Source organism: Thiocapsa sp., assembly GCF_018399035.1.
Lineage (GTDB): Bacteria > Pseudomonadota > Gammaproteobacteria > Chromatiales > Chromatiaceae > Thiocapsa.
On sequence record NZ_CP073760.1, the window covers coordinates 4,133,402 to 4,159,039 of the forward strand.

At 65.4% G+C, this 25,638-nt stretch carries 26 protein-coding genes; 25 read left to right on the forward strand and 1 reads right to left on the reverse strand.

The features are described 5' to 3' along the window. Position 1 precedes the first annotated feature (1 nt). The 25 genes from KFB96_RS18890 (at position 2) to KFB96_RS19010 (ending at position 22,897) form a co-directional block, all read left to right on the forward strand. Positions 2 to 352 carry a hydrogenase maturation nickel metallochaperone HypA gene (locus KFB96_RS18890; protein ID WP_213460464.1) on the forward strand — a complete coding sequence of 117 codons (351 nt, stop codon included), beginning with the start codon at positions 2 to 4 and terminating at the stop codon, positions 350 to 352. 463 nt (positions 353 to 815) lie between these two features. Further along, positions 816 to 1,271, forward strand: coding sequence for a tellurite resistance TerB family protein (locus tag KFB96_RS18895; RefSeq protein WP_213460465.1), 456 nt, complete (start codon positions 816 to 818; stop codon positions 1,269 to 1,271). 48 nt (positions 1,272 to 1,319) lie between these two features. Next, complete coding sequence (locus KFB96_RS18900) at positions 1,320 to 1,964, forward strand: VWA domain-containing protein (RefSeq protein WP_213460466.1); 645 nt, start codon at positions 1,320 to 1,322, stop codon at positions 1,962 to 1,964. Further along, positions 1,961 to 2,608, forward strand: coding sequence for a VWA domain-containing protein (locus KFB96_RS18905; RefSeq protein ID WP_366931555.1), 648 nt, complete (start codon positions 1,961 to 1,963; stop codon positions 2,606 to 2,608). The genes KFB96_RS18900 and KFB96_RS18905 overlap by 4 nt, the downstream gene beginning before the upstream one ends. Before the next feature lie 16 nt (positions 2,609 to 2,624). After that, complete coding sequence (locus KFB96_RS18910) at positions 2,625 to 3,662, forward strand: TerY-C metal binding domain-containing protein (RefSeq protein WP_213460467.1); 1,038 nt, start codon at positions 2,625 to 2,627, stop codon at positions 3,660 to 3,662. A 2-nt stretch (positions 3,663 to 3,664) separates the two neighbouring features. Then, positions 3,665 to 5,236: a PP2C family serine/threonine-protein phosphatase gene (locus tag KFB96_RS18915; RefSeq protein ID WP_213460468.1), complete on the forward strand. Its 1,572-nt coding sequence runs from the start codon at positions 3,665 to 3,667 to the stop codon at positions 5,234 to 5,236. A 10-nt stretch (positions 5,237 to 5,246) separates the two neighbouring features. Beyond that, positions 5,247 to 6,746, forward strand: coding sequence for a lipopolysaccharide kinase InaA family protein (locus KFB96_RS18920; RefSeq protein ID WP_213460469.1), 1,500 nt, complete (start codon positions 5,247 to 5,249; stop codon positions 6,744 to 6,746). Positions 6,747 to 6,812: 66 nt separating this feature from the next. Beyond that, the gene (locus tag KFB96_RS18925) at positions 6,813 to 7,394 is read left to right on the forward strand and encodes a TerD family protein (RefSeq protein WP_213460471.1); all 582 of its coding nucleotides are present in this window, start codon (positions 6,813 to 6,815) and stop codon (positions 7,392 to 7,394) included. A gap of 7 nt (positions 7,395 to 7,401) precedes the next feature. Beyond that, positions 7,402 to 8,592 (forward strand): TerD family protein, encoded by a 1,191-nt coding sequence (locus tag KFB96_RS18930; RefSeq protein ID WP_213460472.1) that lies wholly within the window; start codon positions 7,402 to 7,404, stop codon positions 8,590 to 8,592. A gap of 76 nt (positions 8,593 to 8,668) precedes the next feature. Then, positions 8,669 to 9,247 carry a TerD family protein gene (locus tag KFB96_RS18935; RefSeq protein WP_213461230.1) on the forward strand — a complete coding sequence of 193 codons (579 nt, stop codon included), beginning with the start codon at positions 8,669 to 8,671 and terminating at the stop codon, positions 9,245 to 9,247. Between the two features lie 216 nt (positions 9,248 to 9,463). After that, positions 9,464 to 10,033 carry a TerD family protein gene (locus KFB96_RS18940; protein ID WP_213460473.1) on the forward strand — a complete coding sequence of 190 codons (570 nt, stop codon included), beginning with the start codon at positions 9,464 to 9,466 and terminating at the stop codon, positions 10,031 to 10,033. Positions 10,034 to 10,047: 14 nt separating this feature from the next. Then, positions 10,048 to 10,548 (forward strand): phosphatidylglycerophosphatase A, encoded by a 501-nt coding sequence (locus KFB96_RS18945; RefSeq protein WP_300970485.1) that lies wholly within the window; start codon positions 10,048 to 10,050, stop codon positions 10,546 to 10,548. A gap of 40 nt (positions 10,549 to 10,588) precedes the next feature. Then, positions 10,589 to 11,623 carry a TerC/Alx family metal homeostasis membrane protein gene (locus tag KFB96_RS18950; RefSeq protein ID WP_213460474.1) on the forward strand — a complete coding sequence of 345 codons (1,035 nt, stop codon included), beginning with the start codon at positions 10,589 to 10,591 and terminating at the stop codon, positions 11,621 to 11,623. A 207-nt stretch (positions 11,624 to 11,830) separates the two neighbouring features. Continuing rightward, a complete protein-coding gene (locus tag KFB96_RS18955) occupies positions 11,831 to 12,997 on the forward strand; it encodes a phosphoribosyltransferase domain-containing protein (RefSeq protein ID WP_213460475.1) in 1,167 nt (388 codons plus the stop codon). Beyond that, positions 12,994 to 13,743 carry a hypothetical protein gene (locus KFB96_RS18960; protein ID WP_213460476.1) on the forward strand — a complete coding sequence of 250 codons (750 nt, stop codon included), beginning with the start codon at positions 12,994 to 12,996 and terminating at the stop codon, positions 13,741 to 13,743. Before KFB96_RS18955 ends, KFB96_RS18960 begins: the two co-directional genes overlap by 4 nt. Beyond that, positions 13,740 to 14,894, forward strand: a complete 1,155-nt coding sequence (locus KFB96_RS18965; protein WP_300970489.1) for a cysteine protease StiP family protein — start codon at positions 13,740 to 13,742, stop codon at positions 14,892 to 14,894. The genes KFB96_RS18960 and KFB96_RS18965 overlap by 4 nt, the downstream gene beginning before the upstream one ends. Continuing rightward, on the forward strand, positions 14,891 to 15,826 hold the full coding sequence (locus tag KFB96_RS18970) for an HpcH/HpaI aldolase/citrate lyase family protein (protein ID WP_213460478.1): 936 nt from the start codon (positions 14,891 to 14,893) through the stop codon (positions 15,824 to 15,826). Before KFB96_RS18965 ends, KFB96_RS18970 begins: the two co-directional genes overlap by 4 nt. Next, the gene (locus tag KFB96_RS18975; protein WP_213460479.1) at positions 15,823 to 16,254 is read left to right on the forward strand and encodes a hypothetical protein; all 432 of its coding nucleotides are present in this window, start codon (positions 15,823 to 15,825) and stop codon (positions 16,252 to 16,254) included. The genes KFB96_RS18970 and KFB96_RS18975 overlap by 4 nt, the downstream gene beginning before the upstream one ends. A gap of 78 nt (positions 16,255 to 16,332) precedes the next feature. Further along, the gene (locus tag KFB96_RS18980) at positions 16,333 to 16,494 is read left to right on the forward strand and encodes a hypothetical protein (protein ID WP_213460480.1); all 162 of its coding nucleotides are present in this window, start codon (positions 16,333 to 16,335) and stop codon (positions 16,492 to 16,494) included. Between the two features lie 159 nt (positions 16,495 to 16,653). Continuing rightward, positions 16,654 to 17,580 carry a hydrogenase nickel incorporation protein HypB gene (hypB, locus tag KFB96_RS18985; RefSeq protein WP_213460481.1) on the forward strand — a complete coding sequence of 309 codons (927 nt, stop codon included), beginning with the start codon at positions 16,654 to 16,656 and terminating at the stop codon, positions 17,578 to 17,580. A 124-nt stretch (positions 17,581 to 17,704) separates the two neighbouring features. Beyond that, positions 17,705 to 18,211, forward strand: coding sequence for a hypothetical protein (locus KFB96_RS18990; RefSeq protein WP_213460482.1), 507 nt, complete (start codon positions 17,705 to 17,707; stop codon positions 18,209 to 18,211). A gap of 129 nt (positions 18,212 to 18,340) precedes the next feature. Beyond that, positions 18,341 to 18,814, forward strand: coding sequence for a DUF302 domain-containing protein (locus KFB96_RS18995; protein ID WP_213460483.1), 474 nt, complete (start codon positions 18,341 to 18,343; stop codon positions 18,812 to 18,814). Between the two features lie 8 nt (positions 18,815 to 18,822). Continuing rightward, a complete protein-coding gene (locus tag KFB96_RS19000; protein ID WP_213460485.1) occupies positions 18,823 to 20,940 on the forward strand; it encodes a glycosyltransferase in 2,118 nt (705 codons plus the stop codon). Continuing rightward, the gene (locus KFB96_RS19005) at positions 20,937 to 21,854 is read left to right on the forward strand and encodes a glycosyltransferase family 2 protein (RefSeq protein WP_213460487.1); all 918 of its coding nucleotides are present in this window, start codon (positions 20,937 to 20,939) and stop codon (positions 21,852 to 21,854) included. The genes KFB96_RS19000 and KFB96_RS19005 overlap by 4 nt, the downstream gene beginning before the upstream one ends. A 2-nt stretch (positions 21,855 to 21,856) precedes the next feature. Further along, positions 21,857 to 22,897 carry an NAD-dependent epimerase/dehydratase family protein gene (locus KFB96_RS19010; protein ID WP_213460488.1) on the forward strand — a complete coding sequence of 347 codons (1,041 nt, stop codon included), beginning with the start codon at positions 21,857 to 21,859 and terminating at the stop codon, positions 22,895 to 22,897. 63 nt (positions 22,898 to 22,960) lie between these two features. Here KFB96_RS19010 and KFB96_RS19015 read toward each other — a convergent pair whose 3' ends face one another. Then, a complete protein-coding gene (locus KFB96_RS19015) occupies positions 22,961 to 25,342 on the reverse strand; it encodes a DUF1631 domain-containing protein (RefSeq protein WP_213460489.1) in 2,382 nt (793 codons plus the stop codon). Positions 25,343 to 25,638: the final 296 nt, after the last annotated feature.

Consider the following 25,638-nt stretch of genomic DNA (forward strand, 5'->3'; position numbering starts at 1 on the left):
CATGCACGAGCTTTCCATCTGTCAGGCCCTGCTCGATCAGGTCGAGCGGATCGCCGTCGAGCACGGGGCCAGCGCCGTGGAGCGCATCCTGCTGCGGGTCGGCCCGCTCGCGGGTGTCGAGGGGTCCTTGCTCCGGCACGCCTTTCCGCTGGCCGCGGCAGGGACCGTCGCGGAGAACGCCGAGCTAGTGATCGAAGCCGCACCCGTGCGCGTTGCCTGCAACGACTGCGGTGCCGAGACGGACGCGACCCCGAATCGGCTCTTGTGCGGAGACTGCGGCAGCTATAAGACGCGCCTGGTGAGCGGGGATGAGCTGTTGCTGGCGAACCTGGAGTTGACTCTGCCCGACTAATCATGTCCGGCAGAGCCGGGGGCTCGCCTCACGCGTGCCGCCGAGCGTATGCAGACCGATTCTCGACAGGTTTTCTTGCCGGACTCCCTTGCTGTTGGTGAAGATCATCGCTGTAAGGGAATCGGATTCGATAGAACCGGGATGGCATTTCGATGACTCTGTATCGTCATTAGAAGACTCTGCTGATCCGTTGATGTTTTTATCGCTCTCAATAATGAGTGCTGCTTTGTTGGGGCGGGTGCGTTGTGTGCATTGCCACTCGAAACAGATGAAAAGCCATGAGTGATTTAAATCTGAGCATGTTGTTCGCGCTGATATTGGTTCAATAAATGTATTTAAAAATTCAGGTGTTCGGAGCTTGCATATTTCAAGTGATGACATAAACTAGCGAATCTGATGCGCAGTACGGTCGACGAAAAATGCGAATTTGCGTCGAGATTTTCCATGAAATGAGGAGATTAAAATGCTGTCCGGAATGTTGGGTAAATTAAAGGAAATGGGTAACGGCCTCAAGGATGATGCCTTGAAGTTCAAAAATCGCGGGTTCATGGAGGCGTGCACCGCAGGCTGTGCAATCATCGCGAACGCCGACGGGGTCGTGAAGCCCGAAGAGAAGCGAAAAATGATGGGCTTCATGGGCGCATCCGACGTGCTGTCGCTGTATGACACCACGACGGTGATCGCCAGTTTCGAGAAGCACTGCGCGAAATATGATTTCGATGCCCAGATCGGCGAGGCGGAGGCGCTAAAGGTCGTCTCGACGCTGAAATCGAAGCCGGCAGAAGCACGCCTGTTGGTTCGCGCCTGTTGCGTCATCGCTGGTTCTGATGGCAACTTCGACCAGGACGAGCGCGCTGCCGTGACACGCATGTGCCATGAGTTGGGACTCGACGCGTCGGAGTTTCTCCCTGCCGCCTGAACGGCCAGCGATTCGCCCTTTCATCCGCCCATTGCCCCGGAGGTCTCGATGTCACGGCGACTCCCCGTTTACCTGGTGCTCGACACCTCCGGCTCGATGTTGGGTGAGGGCATCGAGGCGATGAAGACCGGTCTCGAGACGCTGCTCTCGGCGTTGCGTCAGGATCCCTATGCGCTGGAAACGGTGCACCTGTCCGTCATCACCTTCGACACCAACGCACGGCAGGCGGTCCCGCTGACCGAGGTTGCTGCCTTTCGTGCTCCGGATCTTCGCGCGACGGGGACGACCTCGCTGGGCGCCGCTTTGACGCTCTTGAGCACCTCAATCGAACGTGAGGTCAGCAAGGGAACCACCGAGCAACGTGGCGACTGGAAGCCGCTTGTCTTTTTAATGACCGACGGCGCGCCAACCGACGATTGGAAAGCGGGCCAGGCGGCATTGGCGCAGACGCCGATATCGACCTTGGTCGCCTGCGCGGCGGGCCCGGACGCCAAACTGGAGGTGCTACGCGCCCTCACCGAAGCGGTCGTGACGCTCGATACCGCAGACGCCTCGACCATCAAAGCCTTCTTCCGATGGGTCTCCGCATCCGTGGCGATGAGCAGTCAAAAGGTCGATTTGACGAAGCGCGAGGTCGGCGGCCTCGGAGATCTGCCCCCGCCCCCGCCGTCGATCAACGTTGCGGGCCTATGACCATGAGTGTACGGCGCCTGCCCGTCTACATCCTGGTCGACACCTCCGGGTCAATGCGTGGTGAACCCATTCAAGCGCTCAATGTCGGCCTAAAGGCAATGGAGCAGGCGTTGCGGCGTGACCCGTTTGCGCTGGAAAGCGTGCATCTGTCGCTGATCACGTTCGATCTTCAGGCCCGCGAGGTCTTTCCCCTGACCCCGCTCGATCAGGTGCGCATACCGGAAATCACGGTGCCGGCGTCGGGAGCGACCTTTCTCGGCGCTGCCTTGAAGCTACTCGTCGATCGGGTGGACCGCGACGTGGTGCGGGGCAGCGCGCAGCGCCGCGGCGATTGGCGCCCGATGGCCTTCGTCATGACCGACGGCGCCCCGTCCGACTCTCAAGACTACGAAGAGGCGATTATCGCGATCAAACAGCGTGAATTTGCGCGCGTGGTCGCCTGCGCCGCCGGTCCCAAGGCGCGCACGGACGCGCTGCGTCGGCTTACCGATACCCTGGTCACACTCGATACGCTCGACGGGGCCGGCTTCGCGCAATTCTTCCAGTGGGTCTCCAACAGCATCGCCGCCGGTGGCCGCAGCGGCAGCGCCTCGCCAACGGACACGCTGCCGGCACTCCCGGCGGAAATCCAGATCCTGGCCTGACACGGAACTCGTCCTCATGCGAAGGCTGCCCATTTTTCTGGTGCTCGACGTGTCCGAGTCAATGGCGGGCGAGAATCTGGCCCGCCTGGAAGAGGCGATTGGAACCATCGTCGCGAATCTGCGCACCAACCCGAGTGCGTTAGAAACAGTCTATCTGTCGGTGGTTGCCTTCGCGGGTGTAGTGCGGACCCTATCGGACCTTGGCGAACTCGCGACGTTTCGTGCACCGTCCTTGCCGATGGGCAGCGGTACCGCCTTGGGCGGCGCCCTGCACCATGTGATGGACGCCATCGACCGGCAGATCGTGCGCCCGAGCCTCGAGCACAAAGGCGACTGGGCACCGATCGTCTATCTGTTTACCGACGGGAAGCCGACAGATTCGCTCGCGAGCGCCCGAACCCGTTGGCAGCGCGACTACGCCGGTCAGACGGCATTGATCGCGGTGGCCATCGGCGGCTATGCCGATCAGGCATCCTTGCGCGCTCTCACGGAGCACGTGCTGGTGTTCGACGACCGCGCACCCGGCGGGTTCGATGTCTTCGTCCGCTGGGTGACCGAGTCCATGACCGTGCAGAGCCAGCGCCTCGGCGGCGGCGTCTCGCTTGCCAAACCGGATGCCAGAATCGTCGCGGAAGCCGGCGCTCCCGGTGCCTTATCCCCGTCCGACGATCCGGATTGCGTGGTTTTGGTCGGTCGCTGCCAAAGCACCCGTAAACCTTATCTGCTCAAGTACGAACGCCGGTCTATCCCAATCCAACTCGCGGGGACCGAGATCGACGCAAGCGGCCTCGCCATCGCCGGCGCGTTCCCGATCAACGAGACCTATTTCGACTGGAGCGCCGGAGCGGGGGGTGGCGGTACCATCAATACCGCAGACATCGCCGGAGTCGCGTCCTGTCCGCATTGCGGCAATCCCACCACCATCGCTCAATGTGCCTGCGGCAAGCTCATGTGTGTGCGCGGTCCCGGTGAAGCCACCTGTCCCTGGTGCGACAAGACCTGCGCCTTCGAGTCCGGCGCCGAGGATTTCGAGATCGAACGGAGACTGGGATAGACATGGATCGATCGGAACACCGAGAGCGTCTGGCACTGCAGATTCTCGATCTTCTCGGCAAAGCATTCCCCGCTGCCGAATCGCGCGATGATCTGCTTGCTCAGGCACGCGCCCTGGTGACTTTGGCCGATCAAGACAAGACAACCGACATGGATGAATTACCGCAGAGCGCGCAGACGGCTGACGACGCTGCACCACCGTCGCCGCAGCATGTGACGACGCAGCATCCGGAGGCATCCAACGGTCATGTCGGCGCGACCCGGGAGAGTAACGAACCCGAGGAGAACGGCATGCCCGACGCGGCGCTCCCGCAACCTGACGCGCCGCACACCGCCGCCGCTGAGCCATTGCGTCCTGGCGAGATACCCGAGGCCGACCTTCCGATCCTGCCCGTACCGACCCGCCTGCCGCGCGTGGAAATTCTGGCGAACGCACGCGCCGGAGCGCCTTACCGCGCGCGAATCGTCGCGCATGACGACGACGGCCCTGCTCAGATCGTCGGCTGCGACATTCCGGCCGACGCGCTGGTGCATTTCCAAGACGGCCATCTGTGTGGAGAGTCGCCCCGGGCCGGCGACTACGACATTCAGGTGAGCATCGCGGTCGGCGCGTCCGAGCCGACCCGGATCGTGCGCACCGAGGCCCGTTTGGTGGTGAATCCCGATCCGCGCTCGTTGTGGAAAAACATTCCTTCCGACCGGGATGAGGCCGGCTGGAAGAACGACAGCGACGGTGCGTCTCTGGATGGCGCCAACGGTCGGCATCTAGTCGTCGCCAGCCAACGTGGCCGCTCGCACGCACATGTCGGCGCCGCGCGCGACGACGACTTCGCGCTGCGGGTGACGGGTGCCGATGGCTGGAATGTCCTGGCCATCGCCGACGGCGCCGGCAGTGCGAAGCGTTCGCGCATCGGCTCACGCGTGGCCTGCGACACGGCCGTGGACGTCGCTGTGACGCACTTGGCGGAAACCGCCGGGCAGTGGCCACTCGCCAGGCTCGTGAACCCGCCGCCCGAGGAGGATGCGCGAGTGCTGCGCAACCTCGCCTACAGGGTACTCGGCACGGCCGCATTCGAGGCGGTCAAGGCCATCGAGGCGCGTGGCATCGCCCAAGGCTGCGAGCCTCGCGACTACGCGACCACCCTGCAGCTCGCGCTTCACCGCAAACTGGACACTGGTGATTTGATCGTGACCTTCTGGGTCGGAGACGGGGCTATCGGCCTGCTTGAGTCCGACGGGACCGCCCGCCTGCTGGGTATCCCCGATGGCGGTGAATACGCCGGGCAAACCCGCTTCCTGGACCGGGACGTCGTCACCGATGGCGAGCAGATCATGCGCCGCATTCAGGTCACCGTCGTGCCGCACCTCGAAGCCTTGGTCCTGATGAGCGACGGGGTGAGTGATCCCAGGTTTCCCTCCGATGCGGCCCTGCAGAAGGCAACCTACTGGCGCGCCCTGTGGCACGAGCTCCAGCCACTGCTCGGCGAGACGCAGGCGTCGCAGCGCCTGCTGGAGTGGCTCGATTTCTGGAGTAGCGGCAACCACGACGACCGCACCCTGGCCGTGCTCTGGTAGAGTCGAGACCATGGCCCGCATCGTGCATTTGAAGACCCTCCAGGGCGAAACAGTCAGTTTCGAGGATGATCTCATCGCATCGGGGGCCATGAAGGATGTCTACTTCGCGCCGGACCGCCGATCCGTGGTGGCGTTCTTTCGTCACCCACAGCCGCCGGCCGCGCGCGAGCGCCTGCGCGTGATCTGCGAAGACTATCGCCAGGGCATCCTCAACCAGGCCGGGAGTGACTATTGGCGCGAGGTCTTCTGCTGGCCCTCCGGCGTCGTGGAGCACGACGGGCGCGTCGGCGTGGTTGTCCCGGCCTACCCCAGGCAGTTCTTTTTCGAGCACGGGTCGTCGAACAACGACATGCTCGGCATCCGCGGGCGCGAGAAAGAAGGCAAATGGTTTGCCAGCGCCAATAACCAGAACCGCTTTCTCGACCCCCGCGAACGAGGGCACTGGCTCAATTATCTGCGCATCTGCATTCGCATTGCCCGTGGGGTGCGCCGGATGCATGCCGCCGGGCTCGCGCACAGCGATCTGAGCTACAAAAACGTCCTGGTGGACCCCTGCACCGGACAAGCCTGCCTGATCGACATCGACGGGCTGGTCGTGCCGGGCAAGTATCCGCCGGAGGTGGTCGGCACGCCTGACTTCATCGCCCCCGAGGTTGTCGCCACGGCACACCTGCCGCACGATAGCCCGGCCCGGAAACTGCCCTGCATCGCCACCGACCGTCATGCGCTGGCGGTACTCATCTACATGTATCTGCTCTACCGGCATCCATTGCGCGGCGCCCGCGTTCACGACACTGATCCCCAGCGCGACGAGACCCTTGCGATGGGCGAGCGGGCGCTTTTTATCGAGGATCCGCAGGATCCGGGCAATCGCATCCGGCTGGCGGATGCGCGCCCGAGCGAGCTGCCGTGGGCCGACACCGCGCGCATGCCTTTCACCCTGACCGGCCCCTACCTGTCCGAGCTGTTTGCCAAGGCATTTCAAGACGGACTGCGCGACCCCGTTGCACGCCCAAGCGCCGAGGACTGGGAGTTCGCGCTGGTCCGAACGGCCGATCTGCTGCAACCCTGTGTGAACCCGGACTGCAGCCAGGGCTGGTACGTGTTCGACAACGCCCGTGCCCCGAGCTGTCCGTTCTGCGGAACACCCTACCGGGGTCTGTTGCCGGTGCTGAATTTCTACTCCTCACGGCGCGGGGAGACCTTTCGCGCCGACGACTACCGATTGATGGTTTACACCAATCAATCCCTCTTCCAGTGGCACAGCAATCGCCATATCACGCCCAATGAGCGGTTGACCGAGGACCAGAAGCAGCGTGTCGGCTATTTCGTCCAGCATCAGGGAACCTGGTGGCTGGTCAACGAACGCCTGCCGCAGTGCCGCGATCTCGGCGCACAGCGCGATATCCCCATCGGCGAGCGCGTCGCCTTAAGCGACGGGCTGCAACTGCTGCTCTCGCGCGAAGACGGTGGTCGTCTCATGCTGGTGCAGATGGCGGGCGTACCCTGACAAGACGCTCAGGCGCCCGGGCGAACGTGGGCGCATTCGACGGATCAACCACGGAGCAAAGACACGATGGCTGTGAATCTGAGTAAAGGTGAGAAGGTATCCCTGGAGAAGGCCGGTGCCGGCGGCCTCTCGAAAGTCGCCCTGGGTCTGAGCTGGGGGATGCGCCAGCAGAAAGGCTTCTTCGGGACCAAGCAGGTCGAGGTCGATCTCGACGCCTCCTGCCTGCTATTCGCGGGCAAAGAGGCGGTGGATTACGTGTGGTTCCAAAACCTCGCCACCCAAGACGGCTCGGTGCGTCACAGCGGCGACGACCGCAGCGGCGGCGGCGGTGAGGACGCCGACAACGAGGTCATCACCGTTGATCTGAGCAAGCTCCCGGCGCAGGTCGACAGCCTTATCTTCACCGTGAATTCGTTTCTCAACGACTCCTTCGAAGGCATCCCGAACGCACGCTGCCGGCTCATCGACGCGGCCGGCAACCGTGAGTTGGCCCGCTTCGAGCTCTCACTCGACGGCGGCAAGCATACCGGTATGGTTATGGCCAAGCTCTACCGCGAAGGCGGCGCATGGCACCTCCAGGCCATCGGCGAGAAAGGCACCGGCCGCACCTTCAACGACATGATGCCGATGATCGGCCGATTCCTCTGAGGTTTAGATGATGGATCTGCAATCCGGACAGAACATCGCGCTCGGCACCGGGCGGTTATCGCTGACGCTGACCTGCACGCCGCCAAACCAGCAGCCCAGCCTGGATCTGTGTGCGTTCCTGCTCGACACGAACGGCAAGGTGACAGGGGATGCCGGGTTTGTCTTCTACGGCCAACCGCGCCACCCTTCCGGTGCTGTCACGGTGGAGCCGTCCATGGGGGTCGTGACGATTGAGCCAGCGACGTTGCCAGCTGGCATCGTGCGCGTCGTGCTTGCCGTCAGCATCGACCCCACCGTCGCCCGGCTCGACGCCTTTCGGCAGTATCAGGCGCTCAACCTCGAGGGCAAAGACGCGCAGGTTTCCGTCCGTTTTGCCTTGGCGACGACGGGCATGGCCGAAAGTGCCTTGATCCTCGCGGAGATCTACGAGCGTAACGGCACCTGGAAGCTTCGCGCCCTCGGGCAGGGGTTCGCCGGGGGGCTGGCGCCGCTCGCACGCAACTACGGGGTGGATGTGGGCGAGCAACGCACGCCTGCACCGCCCGCGCCGCCCGTCACCACGAAACAAGCGGCCGCTCCGCCCCCGTCGCTTGCGCCTGCGCCGCGCGGTCCGGTCGATCTCACCAAGCGCAAACCGATCTCGCTGGAAAAGCCGGCCGAAGGCTACGGCGAGATCAACATCAACCTCAACTGGACGCGCGGCAAGTTGAAAAAAGGGCTGTTCGGGGGAACGAGCGGCGGGATCGACCTGGACCTCGGCTGCATGATCGAGCAGGTCAACGGCCAAAAAGACGTCGTTCAGGCACTCGGAAAACGCTTCGGATCGCTCACGTCAGAACCCTACGCACAACTGCTCGGCGACGACCGCAGCGGCGACTCGACCGAAGGCGAGACCCTGCTGATCAACGGCAAGCACTGGCGGGAGATCCGCCGCGTCCTCATCTACACCTTCATCTACGAGGGCGCCCCCGATTGGGCGGCCGCCAATGCCGTCGTCACCATCACGGCGCCGGGCACCCAGCAGCTGCGCGTGCATCTCGACGAGCCGGGTGCCGGTAAAGGCATGTGCGCGATCGCACTGCTGGAGAACGACGACGGGAGGATCCGTGTCACCAAGCTGATCGACTATTTCGCGGGACATGAGCCGATGGACCGGCAATTCGGCTTCGGCTTCAATTGGAAGGCAGGCAGTAAATAAGCGGTATCCAGACAGACTGCCCCGCCACTTCGCGCGGGGCAAGACGTTCATCACCATCGAAACAGGAGAAAGACCCATGGCAGTGTCATTGCAAAAAGGCGGTCGCGTCTCACTCGAGAAAGAGGCGCCCGGACTGAAGAACATCCATGTCGGTTTGGGATGGGACGCACGCGTCACGGACGGACAAGACTTCGATCTGGATGCATCGGCATTCCTGGTCGATGCGTCCGGAAAGGTCATCAGCGATCAGTCGTTCATCTTTTACGGTTATCTGAAAGCCGCCGATGGCTCGGTCGAGCATACCGGTGACAACCTCACCGGAGCCGGCGACGGTGATGACGAAGTCCTCTATGTCTATCTGGACAAACTCCCTGCAGCGGTCGCAAAGGTGGTTTTCGCGGTGACGATCCACGATGCCGATGCGCGCCGCCAGAACTTCGGCATGGTCCAGAACGCCTGCATCCGGCTGCTCAACAAAGACAACAATGCCGAGGTCCTGCGCTTCGACCTGGGCGAGGATTTCTCCACCGAGACCGCCGTGGTGTTCGGCGAGATCTACCGTCACGGTAACGAGTGGAAGTTCAACGCCATCGGTCAGGGCTTCGCTGGCGGCTTACGGGCGCTGGCGCTGCAGTACGGCGTCAACGTCGGTTAAACCGCGTCCAGAACGAGATGCTCGCTTTCGCGTGAGTTCGACGTTTGGTGCTTCCACGGCCGTTAGCGGGGACGCGGTTTAAAAATATAAGATTTTTAATACCTTAAACCGCGTCGGCTCCAGCAGTCGTCAAGTCTGCCGGGGCCGATCCGATCCAAAAACATCGCGTACCGCGCTGGGCGCGGTTTAACTGATTCACACACAAGGAGTAAAAGCATGGCTGTTAGTCTCGTGAAAGGCGGCAATGTGTCGCTCACCAAAGAAGCGCCTGGGATGACCAAGACCCGCTTCGGGCTCGGCTGGGATGCCCGCAGCACCGACGGAGCCGATTTCGATCTGGACGCCGTCGCCATGGTGCTTGGCGAGAACGGAAAGGTGCTCTCGACCCAGCACTTCGTCTTCTTCAACAACCTTGCCACCCCCGAAGCGGCGGTCACCCATACCGGCGATAACCGCACCGGCGCCGGAGACGGCGACGACGAGGTGATTCTGGTCGACTTTGCAGCGATGCCGCCGACCGCACAAAAGGTCGTCTTTGCCGTGACCATCTACGAGGCCGAAAGCCGCAAGCAGAATTTCGGCCAGGTTTCCAACGCCTTCATCCGCGCCGTGGACGACGCCAACAACACCGAGATCATGCGGTTCGATCTGAGCGAAGACTACGCGATGGAAACCGCAGTGATCTTCGGTGAGCTCTATCGCCGCGACACCGAGTGGAAATTCAAGGCGGTCGGTGCCGGCTACGCGGCGGGTCTGGCTGGACTCACGCAAGAGTACGGGGCCTGATGCCGAGCCGGCGCGTGCGGGACACTCCCGCACGCGCCGGCGGCTCACTGCTCATGCGCAACGACATCCTTCTGTTCTTCGCACAGGGCTTCGGCACGGGGCGGGTGCCCCGTGCGCCCGGAACCGCCGGCACCCTTCCCGGCGTGGCCCTCTATCTGGTTTTCGCCGGACTGCCGCTCGTCGCCTATGTCGGCATCGTCGCGGTGCTGTTCGTGATCGGCATCGCGCTGTGCGAACGCGCAGCTCGGCTGCTCGATGATCCCGATCCGCCCTCGGTGGTCTGGGACGAGATCGTCGGCGTCATGATCGCGATGATCGGTATCGCACCGAGTGTCGCCAGCGTGATCGCCGGCTTCCTGGCCTTTCGTCTGTTCGATATCTGGAAGCCCTGGCCGATCGGCTGGGTCGACCGGCGGGTACCCGGCGGTCTCGGAATCATGCTCGACGACGTGATCGCCGGCCTCATGGCCCTGGTCCTGATGCACCTCGGCCAGGCGCTTTGGACCTGGATCTGATCTCTCACCCCGCTCAACCCGGAACGCACGGAGAACCCCGTTGGATCACTCGTTTGGATTTCCGCTCGAAGTCATCATCATCTTTTTCACGGTCATCGCCGTCTCGGTCTATCTCGACCTGCGGGCGCACCGCACGGCGACCGAGATCGGCCTGAAGGACGCCAGCCTCTGGTCGGCCTTCTGGATCAGTCTGGCCCTGGCGTTTTACGCCTACCTCTGGTTTCGCTTCGACAAGTCCTGGGCGGATCTCTACCTCACCGGTTACGTGCTGGAGAAGACCCTGTCGGTCGATAACCTGATGGTCTTCATCGCGATCTTCGCTTCGTTCGGCATCAAGGGGGCCTTGCAGCATCGCATTCTCTATTGGGGCATTATCGGCGCCCTGGTCTTTCGGGCGATCTTCGTCGTCATCGGCACCGGCCTGTTTTTCGCCGCCCCCTGGGTCGGGTTCCTCTTCGCCGCGGTCGTCGCCTGGACTGCATGGAAGATGATGACCGCACGCAGCGACGGTGACGACATCGACGACTACACGGATCACTGGTCGGTGCGCATGGCCAAACGGGTGCTGCCGGTCTTCCCGCGTCTGCATGCCGAACGCTTCTTCATCACCAGGGCCATTGCGCGCGATCTGCAGGACGCCGATCCGAAGATCCAGGTCCAGGGGAGCAGCACGGCGGCGTTCCTGGCGACCCCGGCCTTTCTGTGCCTGATCGCCATCGAGACCGCGGACATCATGTTCGCGTTCGACTCGGTTCCGGCCGTCATCGCGGTGACCCAGCAGCCGCTGCTGGTCTATGCCGCCATGATCTTCGCGATCCTCGGTCTGCGCAGTCTGTACTTCGTCCTGGCTGCGCTGACCCGCTACCTGGTGCACCTGGAGAAGGCGGTCATCGTCCTGCTCTTCTACGTCGCCGCGAAGCTGACCCTGCAGAGCTGGAACCACGCGATCGGCGACACCGGCATCCATATCAGCGCCGGGATGAGTCTCGGGGTCGTCCTGGGGACGCTCGCCATCGGTGTGATCGCCTCGCTGATCTTCCCGGAGCGCGACTCCAAAACGCCAGGCGGAACCTGAGCGCAACCCCGCATCACGGTTCCGGTCCCCCGGTCCAACCCCCGGTCCAACCGCCGGGACCGGCATCACTCCGTCGAACGCACAGAAGCACTCGCCCGCCGCCTGAGCGGTGCGAGCCGCTGCGCTCCGAGTGGTCCGACCTTGCGCAGATCGGCACCAGGCCCTGACGAACCTCATGTCATCCTGCTCACCGGAGACGCTTCACCGATGGACCATATTTTTCCGATTCCCGGCGGCACCCTGCACATCGAGACCACGGAAGAACGTCTTCCGCTCGAACGCCTGCTGGCATTCGCGGCCCGCGCCAATCCGCGACGTCCTTATCTCTTTGTCTCCAAGGTCCTGGGCCGCCATATCCCCTGCGCGCCCGCGCGGATGCGCGAGACCTACCGGCTGCTGGTCGAGGATCTCCTGGATCTGCCGGGTCCGGTGTGGACGATCGCCATGGCGGAAACCGCTACCGGGCTGGGCGGCGGGATTGCCGAGACGCTCGCGCGGCGCTGGCAGCGCGAGGATGTGGTCTTTCAGCACAGCACGCGCGCCCCGCTGGCGATGGCGCCGATGCTGGTCTTCTCCGAGGCGCATTCGCATGCCCCGGGGCACCTGCTTTATCCTCCGGCGGAGCCGCTGCGCAACCGCTTCAGGAGCGCTCGCACCTTGGTCATCATCGACGACGAGCTGTCCACCGGCGCCACTGTCGAGAATCTACTGAGCGGCATCATCCCCTTGATGCCCGCGCTGTCGCGTCTGTGCATGGTGAATCTGGTCGACTGGCTCGCATCGGCGCGTCGCGCGCAGATCGCCGACAGCGCTGCCGCAGCGGCGGGCCGCCCGCTCACGGTCTCCTGGCACGCGTTGCTGACGGGGTCCTTCGCATTCGTGCCCGAGCCTGGCTTTCACCCCGGCACCCTGCCGGGCGATGTCACGCCAGCAACCACGCCGGCGGCACCCGCCCGTGGCGACCTGGGTCGGCGCGGCGTCTTGATGCCCGCCGAGGGCCTGGCCGTCACGCGCCATGGCATCGGGCTCCCGGCGAGTGAAACAGCCGCATCGATCGCCGCGATCGGGGTCGGAGAATGTGCGTTACCCTCTTTTTTGCACGCCGAGTCATTGGCTGCCGCGGGCTACCGAGTGACCGTACAATGCACATCGCGCTCCCCGGTGAAGCCCGGCGGGGCAATCGCCGGATCGCTGGCGTGTGAGGACCCCTATCAGCAGGGCGTCGGCTATTACTTACATAACCCGCCTGGGGATCGGGCGACCTGGCTCGTCGTGGGCGAGAGCGGCGCAGGCGGCCCGATGGACGCCCACCCGCGGCGCCTGCATCGGATGACGGCCGCACCGCTCGTGCCGCAGGGAGTCTTGAGGACATGATGCCGATCGTTGTTTTCACGGACCTGGACGATACCCTCTTCCAGACCGCGGAGAAGGCCGCCGCGCGCGCCGGCGACGGTCCCCTGATCGCCGCCGCGCATGATCGCGGCGGCGCGCCGCTCTCTTTCCATGCACCCGACCAGATCGCCTTGCTCGAACTGTTCGACGGCGCACACCTGATCCCGGTGACCGGACGCAATGGCGCCGCGCTGGACCGCGTCGTCAGCCCGCGCTTTGAGAGTTTCAGGATCACCGGCCATGGCGCCATGATCTACGATGTGGACGGCGCGCCGCTGGCGTCCTGGCACGCGCGGATTCAGGCCGAAGCCATGCGCCTGGAGCCGCTCTTCGAGGCCCTGTTGCGGACCCTCGACGAGCAGTTTGCACCGCGCGCGCCGGCGTGGCGCTGGAGGTTGATCGAGGATGCCGCGGTCCCCGTCTACATTACCGTCAAGGCCGAGGCGAATGTCCCGTTGCCCGAGGCAGCGACGTTGCAAAGTGTGCTGGACGCCCGGGGGCTGGATGACTGGCGCGTCCACTGCAACGGGCGCAACGCGGCCTTGCTCCCCCCTTACGCCTGCAAGGCCGCCGCCGTGCGCCATCTCATGGAGCTGATCGCCGCGCAGGCACCACGGACGCTGTTCATCGGCCTGGGCGACAGCAACTCGGACACCCCCTATCTGAAGCTCTGCCATTTTGCGCTGACGCCGCGCGACAGCCAGATCCACCAAGAGTTATGGACGTGAGCACCTGGGATCAGCCTCCTGCCGGCGCGCCGAAGCAGCCCTTCTCAGGCAGCTATCAACTGGATGACTGTCAGTTTCTGCTCAAACCTCTGCATCTGGAGCCGATTGCGCTGCGCGAGAAGGAGCGGCTCATCCAGTCTGGAGAGCGCCATTACAGCGAGATGCTGAGCGAAGAGGCGCCCCCGACAGCGACCTATCTGGAGCTCTTTCGCGCGCTCACCCTGACCTATGCCGAGCGCCTGGGGCAGGACATCGTCTCCCTGGCGGCCCACATCGGTGCGACCCGCACAGCCCCCGTGACCATCGTCTCGCTGGCCCGCGCCGGCACACCCGTCGGCGCCCTGCTGCAGCGTGCCTTGATCCGGCAGGGCAGTGCGCAGCCCCGTCACTACTCGGTGTCGATCATTCGCGATCGCGGGATCGACAACAACGCGCTGCGCCACATCCTGCGCGTGGATGCGCGCCCGCCGGCCGGCCTGGTGTTCGTCGACGGCTGGACCGCCAAGGGCGTGATCACCCGCGAGCTGCGCGCGGCGATCACACGCTGGAATCACGCCAATCCCGAGCAGCTCGACCCGCGTCTCTATGTGCTGAGCGATATCGGCGGAAGCGCCGACGTGGCCGCGACCGAGGAGGACTACGCCATCCCGTCGGGCATCCTCAACGCCACGGTCTCGGGCCTGGTCTCGCGCTCGCTGCTCAACGCGCAGATCGGTCCGCACGAGTTTCATGGCTGCGTCTACTACCAGGCGTTCGAACCCCTGGATCAATCGCGCTGGTTTCTCGATCAGGTGAGTCGGACCTTCGCGCGCGCACACGCACGACCCCTGCGCAGCCAACCGCGCGAGCAGCGTGCCCGCGCCACCCGGGACTGGTTAAGGCGCTGCATGGCGCAACACGCCATCACCGACTTAAACCTGGTGAAACCCGGCATCGCGGAGGCGACCCGGGTCTTGCTGCGCCGCATTCCCGACCGCCTGATCGTGCGTGATCCCGGCGCGGCGGATCTCCAACATCTCATGGCGCTCGCCGAGTCGCGTGCCGTGGCCGTCGAAATCGACCCGACCCTGCCCTTTCAGGCGGCTGCACTGATTCGCTCGTGTCGGGACCGTCCCGCGTCTGCGTCCGCGGCGAGTCGCGAGGAACCATGATCCGCACCCAGACCGACATCGCCTTGCCGGCGCTCCCTGCGCGGAGCCACCCCTATCTGAGCCTCGGCGCCTCGCTCTATATGCCGGCGACGCGGCGTGATGTGCGTGAGCTGCTGCGTGGGCACAAGCTCCCGGGGCTGCGCTCGCTCGTGCTCTGCACCGAAGACGCCGTGCACCCCGACTCCGTCGGCGAGGCCCTCGCCAATCTGCGACGGGTCCTCCCCGGTCTGGGCGAGCGCGGCCCGCTGCGCTTCATCCGCCCCCGCAGCCCGGAGGTGCTCGCCGAGATCCTCGACATGCCCGGCAGCACGAACCTGGATGGCGTGTGCCTGCCGAAGGTCGACGTGAACAACATCGGCGCCTTTCTGGAGGTGCTCGAGCAGGCTCCTCAGCTCCTCATCATGCCGATCATCGAGACCGAGGTCGCCTTCTGCGACACCGCACTGCAGGCGCTGCGGCGGCGTCTCGATACGGTGCGCGAGCGCGTGGCCTGCGTGCGCATCGGCGGCAATGATCTGCTGCAGATCCTCGGCATGAAGCGCCCGGCGCATCTCACCGCCTACGACACCCCGCTCGGTCTGGTGATCGATCGGCTCATCATTGCCCTGCGCCCGCACGGCTACGCGCTCTCGGCGCCGGTGTTCGAGCACATCGACCGTCCCGAGGTGCTGGAGCGCGAGCTGGTGCTCGATGTCGCCCGTGGACTCTTCGCCAAGACCGCCATCCATCCAACACAAACCGCCTTGATCGAGGCCGCTTATCGCGTCGCACCGGACGAGGCGGCGCTTGCCGAGGCCATTCTCGATCCCCGCGCGGCCGCCGTGTTTCGCTTTGCCGGTCAAATGGCGGAGACCGCGACGCATGGCCGTTGGGCACAACAGACCCTGGCACGCCGCGATGCCTACGCCGCCGACCCCGAGATGCCCGCGTGAGTGCGGCGCGGCCACTGGTCTGGTTCAACCACGGCCTGTCGCAGATCTACGATGCCGTGCGTCTCCTGCGCGAGGGCTCGGCGGGTGCGATTGCCGTCTGCGCCAGTCACCGCGACCCTGACGCGCCGGTGCGGCTGATCGCCGATCGGGTGGTCGAGGAGCCGCCGCGCGAGACCCCCGAAGAGGACTATGTTCAATGGGCCCTTGAGGTCTGCGCACGCCACGGCGTGCGCCTGTTTGTGCCGTCGCGCCATGCGGCGGCCATCGCACGCGCCCGCGCGAATTTCGAGGCGATCGGGGTGCGCCTGCAGCTTGCCCCGGCCGAGGCGCTGAGCGGTTGCCGTACTGGTCGGCAATGCTGGGGCTCGGCTTGGCCAAGGCAAACGAGGTGCCGGTACCGTGCGCCGGCGCAAGGGTCGCCTCGGTGAACCAGATGCTGATCTGGCCTGACGGGCATCCCATCGGCTAGTGGAGCCGTGCGGAGATCCCCGGAGCGTCCGAGATCCATGGAAATGCGCCTGCTGCTCGGTATCGTCATGCTCGGGCTCGTCGGCACGGGCGAAATGCCACATCAAGACCAGGTCGCGCACAAACGGGCAGGCCACGAGTTCGGCATAGGCACCGGCAAACGCCTCCGGTTCAAACCCCATCAGATGCCACATGCCTGACGCGTTTTAGAAGCGTACACTCGGGCTTATGTGCTCGCCGGGAGCGGCGATGCGCGACAAATCCGGAGTCGACGTCGCGCGATGTCGAGATCCGAATGCCCCGGCCCCACCTGTCCACTTAGAGGCCAGGGAGGGGCGGTGTCTATGGAGCCATCACTCATGTGCGATACCTGCGGCTGCAATATCACCCCCGGCAACGAGCATCTGGTCCGGGCAGACGGCAAGCACGCCAAGACCGCCGACGGCCGTGCGGCGGTGACCGTGCTTCAAGCCCTGCTCTCCGAGAACGATCACGAGGCGGCCCACAATCGGGAGTATTTCGATCGTCATCAGGTGCTGGCGTTGAATCTCATGTCCTCGCCCGGTGCCGGCAAGACGAGCCTGTTGGAACGGACCATCGACGCCTTTGCGGGTCAGGTACGCATCGCCGTGATCGAGGGCGATCTCGAGACCGAGAACGACGCCGAGCGCATTCGCGCCAAGGGTGTCCCGGCGGTGCAGATCTCCACCGGCAGCGCGTGCCATCTGGATGCCCACATGGTGCACGACGCCCTGCATCGGTTGGATCTCAACGAGGTCGACATCCTCTTCATCGAGAACGTCGGCAACCTGGTTTGCCCGGCCAGCTTCGATCTCGGGCAGCACCGCAACGTCACGCTCCTGTCCGTACCGGAGGGCGACGACAAGCCCGCGAAATACCCGGTCATGTTCCGCGCGGCGGACCTGGTGCTCTGCACCAAGTCGGATCTGCTCACCGTCCTGCCCGAATTCTCGGTCGAGCGTGCGGAACACCATCTGCGCCAGCTTGCCAGCGTGGTGCCGTTCGAGTCGGTCTCCACTCGCGGCGAGGGCGACATCGAGCCTTGGCTCCACTGGCTGAGCGACGAGCTCGCGGCCCAACGCGCGCGGCTCGAGCTCGGGCGCACCATTCGCCCCTCGGTCCAGCCGGACGGGGCTCGGCTGCAGGGTCATGCGGCGGACGGACACACCCATGACCATCATCACGGCCATCGCCACGCGCATGATCATGGCCATGAGCACGACCATACTCACCATCATCACACGCACGCCCACGAGCAGGACTGAGACTCTTGCGACGCCTTGCCGTTGGGTGTAATTAATGGCCGGGTCGCCGTCGGCAGACGGCGACTCGCGAAGATTTCCGAATGCGCGACACGAGAGAAATCACACCAACCCTGGAGGAACCCCGATGCCGATCAAACCGATTAGGACCCTGTCCGCCGTGTCACTCGCCGCCCTGGCTGCGCTGACCGTCTACGCCCCCGTGAGCCAAGCCTTCAATTTCGGAAATATGATGAATCCAGGCCGCTGGATGGGCGGCGACCGCTACAACGACTACGACGAGGGCTATTACGGTGGTCCTTACGGCGGTCCGGGTTTCGGTTACCCCTATGGCGGTTACGCACCGGGATACGGCGCGCCCGGATATGCGGCCCCCGGTTACGGGGCGCCTGCCCCGGGCTATGCCGCACCCGGCTACCCGGTCGCTCCCGCCGCAGCCCCCGGATTCGCGCCTGCTCCGGTCCAGGCGCCTGCCGCGGGTGCGGCCCCCGTCGACAGCGCCGAGGTCAAGGCCCTCAAGCGGCGCGTCGAGGAGCTCGAGGCGGCGCAGCAGCAGCGGTCCGCTCCACCGCCGGCACCGCCTGCAGGTGATTGGCCGTCCGCACCGGCCTTCCGCCCGATGAACCAATACTGACGCACCGGCGATTCGACACCTTGTCGGTCACGACCCCGCCGTCCGGCGGGGTTTTGCCGCTCGCGCGGGACGGTGTTCCGATCCGTGCTCTGCGTTGCGAGACGGCACATCCAGAGGAGATTCAGACGCATGTTAGAACTCAAGCGCGGCCTCGCCGGACTGCTGTTGGCCGGCGGGCTCCTGTCCCAAGCCGCCTTCGGCGGCGGATATGGCGTCTACACCAGTGACTCCGAGTTCGCAGACGTGCTCGAAGGGCTCAAGATGGCGATCCAAGAGCGCGGCATGTACATCAACAACGTGATGAACATGGGCGAGATGCTGGAACGCACCGGCAAGGATCTCGGCACGGATACGCCGCTCTACGCGCAAGCCGAGTCCATCGAGTTCTGCAGTTCCGTGCTCTCGCGCGAGATGAGCACCGAGAACCCGGTCCATGTGGTGAATTGCCCCTTCATCATCGCCGTCTACACATTGCCCGAGGAGACCGGGACGACCTATGTCGCCCACCGCGAGATCCCGGCCGATCAGGTCGAATCCAGTCCGGCGATGGCCAAGGTCGCGGACATGCTCAAGGCGATCTCGGAGGCCGCCGTCTCCTGGTAGATGGTAGGATGACGGCCGTCGGATCGACTGCCGGAACGCACGCACTGGACATCCTCCTCCGCTACTTCCCTCGCGCCCTCCATGTCCTGCGCACGGAGGGCGTCGCCGTCCTGCTGCGCAAGCTCAAGCGCCGCCTCGGCACCACGCCGCTGCGTGTGGCCGACCCGCCGCGTCTGCTCGCGCTCGCCGAGCCCTTCGCGCCGGTCGACCTGACGCCGCCCGGTGCGCCGCTGGTCTCGGTGGTGATCCCGGTCCACAACCAGTTCAGCTACACCCATCACTGTCTCGCCGCGCTGGCTCATGTCGGCGCCGGACGGCCCTTCGAGGTGATCGTCGTGGACGACTGCTCGAGCGACGGGACCGTCGAGCGACTCGCGCCTTACCCCGGTCTGCGCCTGATCCGCAACCCCGAGAATCTCGGGTTCGTCGGATCCTGCAATCGCGGGGCCGAGGCCGCGCAGGGTACCTATCTGGTCTTCCTGAACAACGACACCCAGGTCCAACCCGGCTGGCTGGACGCGCTGATCGACACCTTCGAGGATGCGCCGGACGCCGGCATCGTCGGCAGCCGCCTGCTCTATCCGGACGGTCGTCAGCAGGAGGCCGGGGCCATCCTCTTTGCCGACGGCACGGCCTGGAACTACGGCCACCTCGACGCCCCGGACAAGCCCCAATACAGCTATCGACGCGCCGTCGACTATTGCTCGGGTGCCGCGCTCGCCATCGAGACGGCGCTCTTCAGGCGTCTCGGCGGCTTCGACAGCGCATTCGCACCCGCCTATTACGAGGATGCCGATCTGGCCTTCCGCGTGCGTGCGGCCGGACGCGCGGTCTACTACCAGCCGCTATCCCGTGTCCTGCACTTCGAGGGGATCAGCGCCGGGCGCGACGAGCAGGCCGCGACCGGGCTGAAGCGGTATCAGCGGATCAACGCCGAGACCTTCCGGAGGCGTTGGGCCGAGGTCTTGGCCGGCTTCGGCGAGCGCGGCGAGGACCTGGAGCAGGCGAAGGAACGCGACGTGCGACGCCGCGTCCTGGTGGTCGACAATTACATGGTTACCCCGGATCGCGAGTCCGGCTCGGTGCGGATGCGCAATCTGTTCCTCATCCTGCAAGGGCTCGGCTTCAAGGTGACCTTTGCCGCCGCCAACTTGGAGGCACCCGAGCCCTATGTCGCCGACCTGCAACGCATCGGTATCGAGGTGCTCTACCGGCCCTACGTGCGCCGGATCCGCGACCATCTCGCCAGCCGCGGCACCGACTACGACCTGGTGATCCTGAGCCGTGCCGACGCCGCGGCGGCCACACTCGACGCCGCCCGGACCCATTGCACCAAGGCACGCATCGTCTTCGATACGGTCGATCTGCACTTCCTGCGCGAGCGGCGACTCGCGCAGCTCCAAGGTGATCGCGCGACCCTTCGCGTCGCCGAGCGGCGCAAGGCGCAGGAGCTGGACCTCATGCGTCGGGCCGATCTGACCTTCGTGGTGAGCGAGGCCGAGCGCGACATCCTGGCTGTGGAGGCGCCGGATGTCCGGGTCCATGTCGTTTCGAACATCCATCGGGTCTTCGGCTCGGCCACGCCATTCGAGGCGCGGCGCGGCATCTTTTTCATCGGCTCCTTCGCACACCCGCCGAACACCGACGCCGTCCTCTTTCTCTGTCGCGAGATCATGCCCTTGCTGCGCGCGCGCGCCCCGGACATCCGGCTCAGCGTCATCGGCGCGGATCCGCCGCGCGAGGTCCTCGCCTGCGCCGGGCCGGACATCGAGATCGCGGGGCATGTCCCGGATGTCGAGCCTTTCTTCGCCGGGTGCCGTGTCTCGGTCGCGCCCCTGCGCTACGGCGCGGGTGTGAAGGGCAAGATCAACCAGAGTCTGGCCCACGGGCTCCCCGTCGTCGCAACCTGCGTCGCCGCGGAGGGCATGCACCTGGTCGACGGCGAGTCGGTCCTGATCGCAGACGACGCGCCCGCCTTCGCCGAGGCGATCGCGCGGCTCGATCGGGATCCGCTGCTCTGGATGCGTCTCTCCGACGGAGGCATCCGGGTGATGGAGACCCATTTCGGCTTCGCCGCCGCCGAGCAGGCGCTGCGCGCGGCGCTCGATCTGGAGGCGAACGCATGAGCACGGACGCAGCGGTCCCCGCCGTCGGCGTGATCGTCGTCAACTACAACGCCGGCGACCTGCTGACCGAGTGTGTCGGGGCGGTGCTCGGATCGGAGGTGCCGGTCGAGGTCGTCGTGAGCGACAACGGGTCGGACGACGGGAGTCTCGAGCAACTGCGCGCGCTGTTCGGCGCGGATCCGCGCCTGCGCATCCTCGAAAACCGGGCCAATCTGGGCTTCGCTGCGGCCAACAATCGCGGATTGCCGCTGGTCCGGGCCGATCGTCTGCTGTTTCTGAATCCGGACTGTCTGGTCGGCCCCGACACCCTGGGGCGGATGCTCGCCTTCATGGACAGCCGCCCGGATGTCGGTATGGCCGGCTGCATCGTGCGCAACCCGGACGGGAGCGAGCAGGTGGCCAGCCGCCGCGCGATTCCGGACCCCTGGATCGCGCTCAAGCGCATCCTGCGGCTCGATCGGCTCCTGCCCAATCTGGGCGGACGCAGCCTGAACCTCCATCATGAGCGGCTGCCCGCCGAGCCGGTCGAGGTCGAGGCGATCTCGGGCTCCTTCATGCTGGTGAGCCGGCGCGCGCTCGAGGTGGTCGGGCCGCTCGACGAGGGTTATTTTCTGCACTGCGAGGATCTCGACTGGTTCGTGCGGTTTCGACAGGGCGGTTGGACGATCGCGCTCGTCCCGGATGTCAGCGTCATCCATCATAAGGGCGCATGCAGCCGACGCAGCCCCCTGCTGGTCGAACGCCACAAACATCGCGGGATGGAGCGCTTCTATCGCAAGTTCCAGGCGCAGGGGTATCCGACGCTCTTCAATGGGTTGGTCATCTTCGGCATCCGGGCCCACTTTTGGAGCCGGGTCCTCGTCGACACCCTGAGCCGGATGTTCGGTCGGTCCAGATCGGGGAAGGCGGAGTGATCATGGATCAAGACGCAAACACCCCGCTCGGATCGATCCTGGTGACCGGGGCGACCGGCAAGGTGGGCCGACGGCTGGTCGCGGAGCTGCTGCGGACCGGCCAGCGGGTGGCGATCGTCACGCGATCCTCGGATGCGGCGCAGACACTCTGGCCGGGGCCGGGGCCGGAGATCCGCGCCGCGGACCTGACCGACCCGTCGAGCCTCGGATCGGTCTGCGACGGCATCGACACCCTGTTGCACCTCGCGAGCTATTCGCCGCGTCCGGACGAGCCGGACATCTACGAGGCACCCTCCCACTGGCCGGTGACCGCCGAGGGGACCGCCAATCTGATGGTCCGCGTCGAGCCGTCCGGGATTCGGCGGGTGATCTATCTCAGCAGCATCAAGGCAATGGGCGATCGAGCCGGCGCGCTCGGGCGGCCAGCGGACGAGTCGGTTGTCCCGGCACCGAACAGCCTCTACGGTCGCGCCAAGCTGGCCGCGGAGCGCAGCGTCCTGGAGCTCGGACGCACAACCGGTCGACACACCGCTGTTCTGCGCCTTCCGATGGTCTACGGGCTCGGGGACAGCGGCAACATCGCCCGCATGGTCAAGGCGGTCGCCGCGGGGCACTTCCCGCCCTGGCCCCGAATCGAAAACCATCGCGCCGCGATCCATGTCGAGGACGCCGTCGCCGCCGCGATCTTGGTGGCCGGCCGGCCCGAGACGGCCGGCGAGGTCTACCTGGTCACCGACGGCCGAGACTATTCCACCCGTTGGCTCTACGAGCAGAGCCTGCTCGCACTCGGCCGACCCGTGCCGCGCTGGACCATCCCGCTCCCGGTCCTGCGCCTCGCGGCCGGTATCGGCACGCTCGGCGAACGCCTGAGCCGGCGGCGCATGCCGCTCACCCTGGACGGGCTCGGCAAGCTCACGGGAGATGCCTGGTTCTCGTCGGCCAAGCTGGAGCAGGCTTTGGGCTTCCGCGCGCGTCACACGCTCGAGACCGAGATCCCGCATCTGGCGAGGGCACTGGCTCAGATGCCCCGCGCCGGGGCCTGAGGGGATCGCTCGGAAGGGACGGAGACAGCCGACTTGGCCGCGCGAGACCGGCAGCCGGAGAGGCTATCCGCCGGAATCGCCCGTCGTCTCGGGCATGACCTGCTCGAGCACTTGTGCCACCGCACGATCGGTCAGAGGATCCTGGCTCAAGACACGCGCCGTCCCCTTGCGCAGGTGGCCGGCGAGGCTGGTCGTGGCCAGGGTCAAGGCGTTGTCGCCCTGACGATTGGTAAAGAGATACACCCCGCGATATTTGCTGACCCAGCCGAGCCGCAAGGTCTTGCGCGTCCCCCGAAAACTCTGGAACTCGACCCAATCGCCGACCTCGAGCGATCGGGCAAGCAGCAGATACTGGTCCGGCGGCGCAGTCTCGTCGGACGTCGGCGTCGCGTCATCGCCCCGCGCCATATCCGCGGCGAAGGCCGGTGCGTTTGCAGCGCCGGAGGTCTGCAGCAACTCGGATGCGGAGGTCGCGAAGGCATCCTGGTCCAACGTTTTCCCCGGGGGTGGCTCCTTGTGCAGGGCGCCCATGTGAAGCCGGATCAGGCGATCGAAGAGGGGATCCCATGCCTCCTCGAGATGGACCGTTTCCAGGCCCCGGCGCAGCCGTTTGAGGAGATCCGGAAGCGCCGTGAGGAGACGGTTGCGCTCCGTGGCCGTGTCTTTGGGCTTGACGCTCCAGATCAGGTCGTCCATCGTCGCCAGCGCTTCGCGCCACGGCTCGGCCGTATCGCCGCAGCGGATAAAGACGTCGATCAGCACCCGACGCCAAAACCGATCGAAAAACGACGCCACCAGCATGGGAAGCGCAGTGTCGGAGGTCCGGGTCACCAATTCCTCGCTTACCCGCGTGGCCGCGATCTCCTGGCGATCACGCTGCTCGAGCTGATCGAAGACACGCTGCGACTTGCTTTGCGCGTGCTCCTCCTCCTCGCGCAGGAACTCTTCGAGCTTGTAGGTCTGAACCGCGAAGACGTTCAGATCCTCGTCGAACCCCTCGACGACCGCATCGACGATCTCGCGCACCTTGTCGACCAAACGGGGCTCGTCCTTCTCGTTGCGCCCGATTCCGGAGCTCGCGACCACGTCGAGCAACCGACGGGCGGGGTGCCTGCGATCGGAAAAGAAGGACTTGTCGAGCAGCGCGACCTTCAGCACCGGAATCTGCAGTTTGGCCAACTCCGCGCGCACGGTCGCCGAGAGCTCGGGGTCGTTGAAGATGGCATCGAAGAGCCGTGCGACGATGTCGATGGTCATGGCGTCGAGCGGCCGCGACCACATCATCATGGGTGCGGCGCGAATCTGTTGAAGCACATTGCCGCGCCGCGGATCGATGTTCGCGGATCTCAGGCCCGGAATCTGCCGAACATCCGTGAACCCTCGCTGGAGCGCGTTCAACGCCTCGATCAGCTGGGCAAGGCCAAGCGCGGGTGTCTCCTGACTGCCCGGTGCGGCGCCGCCCTTGGGCGCACCGGGTGCAGCCGTCGTCCGGGAGAGTCGGCCGCGACTCGCGGTCTGGATCGCGCGGGCCAGCTGGCCGAAGACGTCGTCGTTCACCAGGCGCGGAAGGCGATCGAAATCCACCCGCGTATGCACCCGGGCCCCCGGCTCGGCAAGGCTCTGCTCCTCCTGCTCGGTCAATCCCGGATCTTCGGAAGGCTCGAAACCGGCCCACCCCGACATCCCGCCGAGACTGCCGCCGGGCTGGTCGAGGGTCTCGCTGCGCGGAGCCGACAGGGGGCCCGCAAGCGGGATGGTCGGAAGCACGCCGGATTGAACGAGAAAGCGATTCAGATCGGCATAGACGCCGGGCAGCTCGACCGAGGTCTGTCGCTCGAACTCGTGCAGGAGGATCAATGCGAGCTGCTCGCGCACATCCATGTCGTTCAGGGCCTGAAGCATTGCACTGAAGAGGGTGCGCGGATACAGCGGATTGTCGTCCTGGCTGATCCGCGGTACGCGCAGGAGTGCGGCGAGACGGCGGTCGAGCGCCGTGAGCTGCTGCGAGCAGTTGCATGCCGCGCGGGCAGAGAGTTTACCGATGGCCAGATCACGCTCGAAATCGTCGGTATCCACGAGACGCAGCTCGTCGGTCTCGTGCATCACGGTCGCGGCCTCCTTCGACTGCAAGGTCGCGACGCTCGCGTCGAAGCAGGCGACATAGGCACTGCGGAACTGCTGCAGGAGCTGTTGCCCGCGGCTGTCGAGGAAATCCATCGCCGAGAAATAGAGCTGCTGCTGCTCCAGGCTGGTCGCACGGTCGGCCATGCCGAGAAAATCCTCGCTGGCCCCGCCGAGATGCTGCGCGAACACGGTCGCCAGACCATGCGCGAGGCGGTCGCGACACCCGCTCAGCAGTGCGGCCGCATCCGTCGGCGTCAGACCCGCGACGACGTCGGGCGTCTCGAGCGGAGGAGCTGGGGAGGTGGTGGAGGTGTCGGCCATGGATGCAGGTCTCGAATGTTCAGCCGCACCGTCGCGGCGTCGGAGGCATCCTTTGCCGACATCGACCACCGAGATGCCGTGGACTCGGCACTATGACGGCAGCACAGCCTCAAGCGCTGTGCGGGGTCGACTTGGCGGCAAGTATAGGGCAGGACCGAAACCGATGCCGCGGGTCGATGTCCCCGTCGGTTCCACAGGCGGTAGACATCCCGCAGGCACAGCGGCCAATCGCGGGGCGGGCCTTCAGGCTCGTAGGTTGTGCTGACGATCATTCGATCGATCCGGAGGGGAGTCCT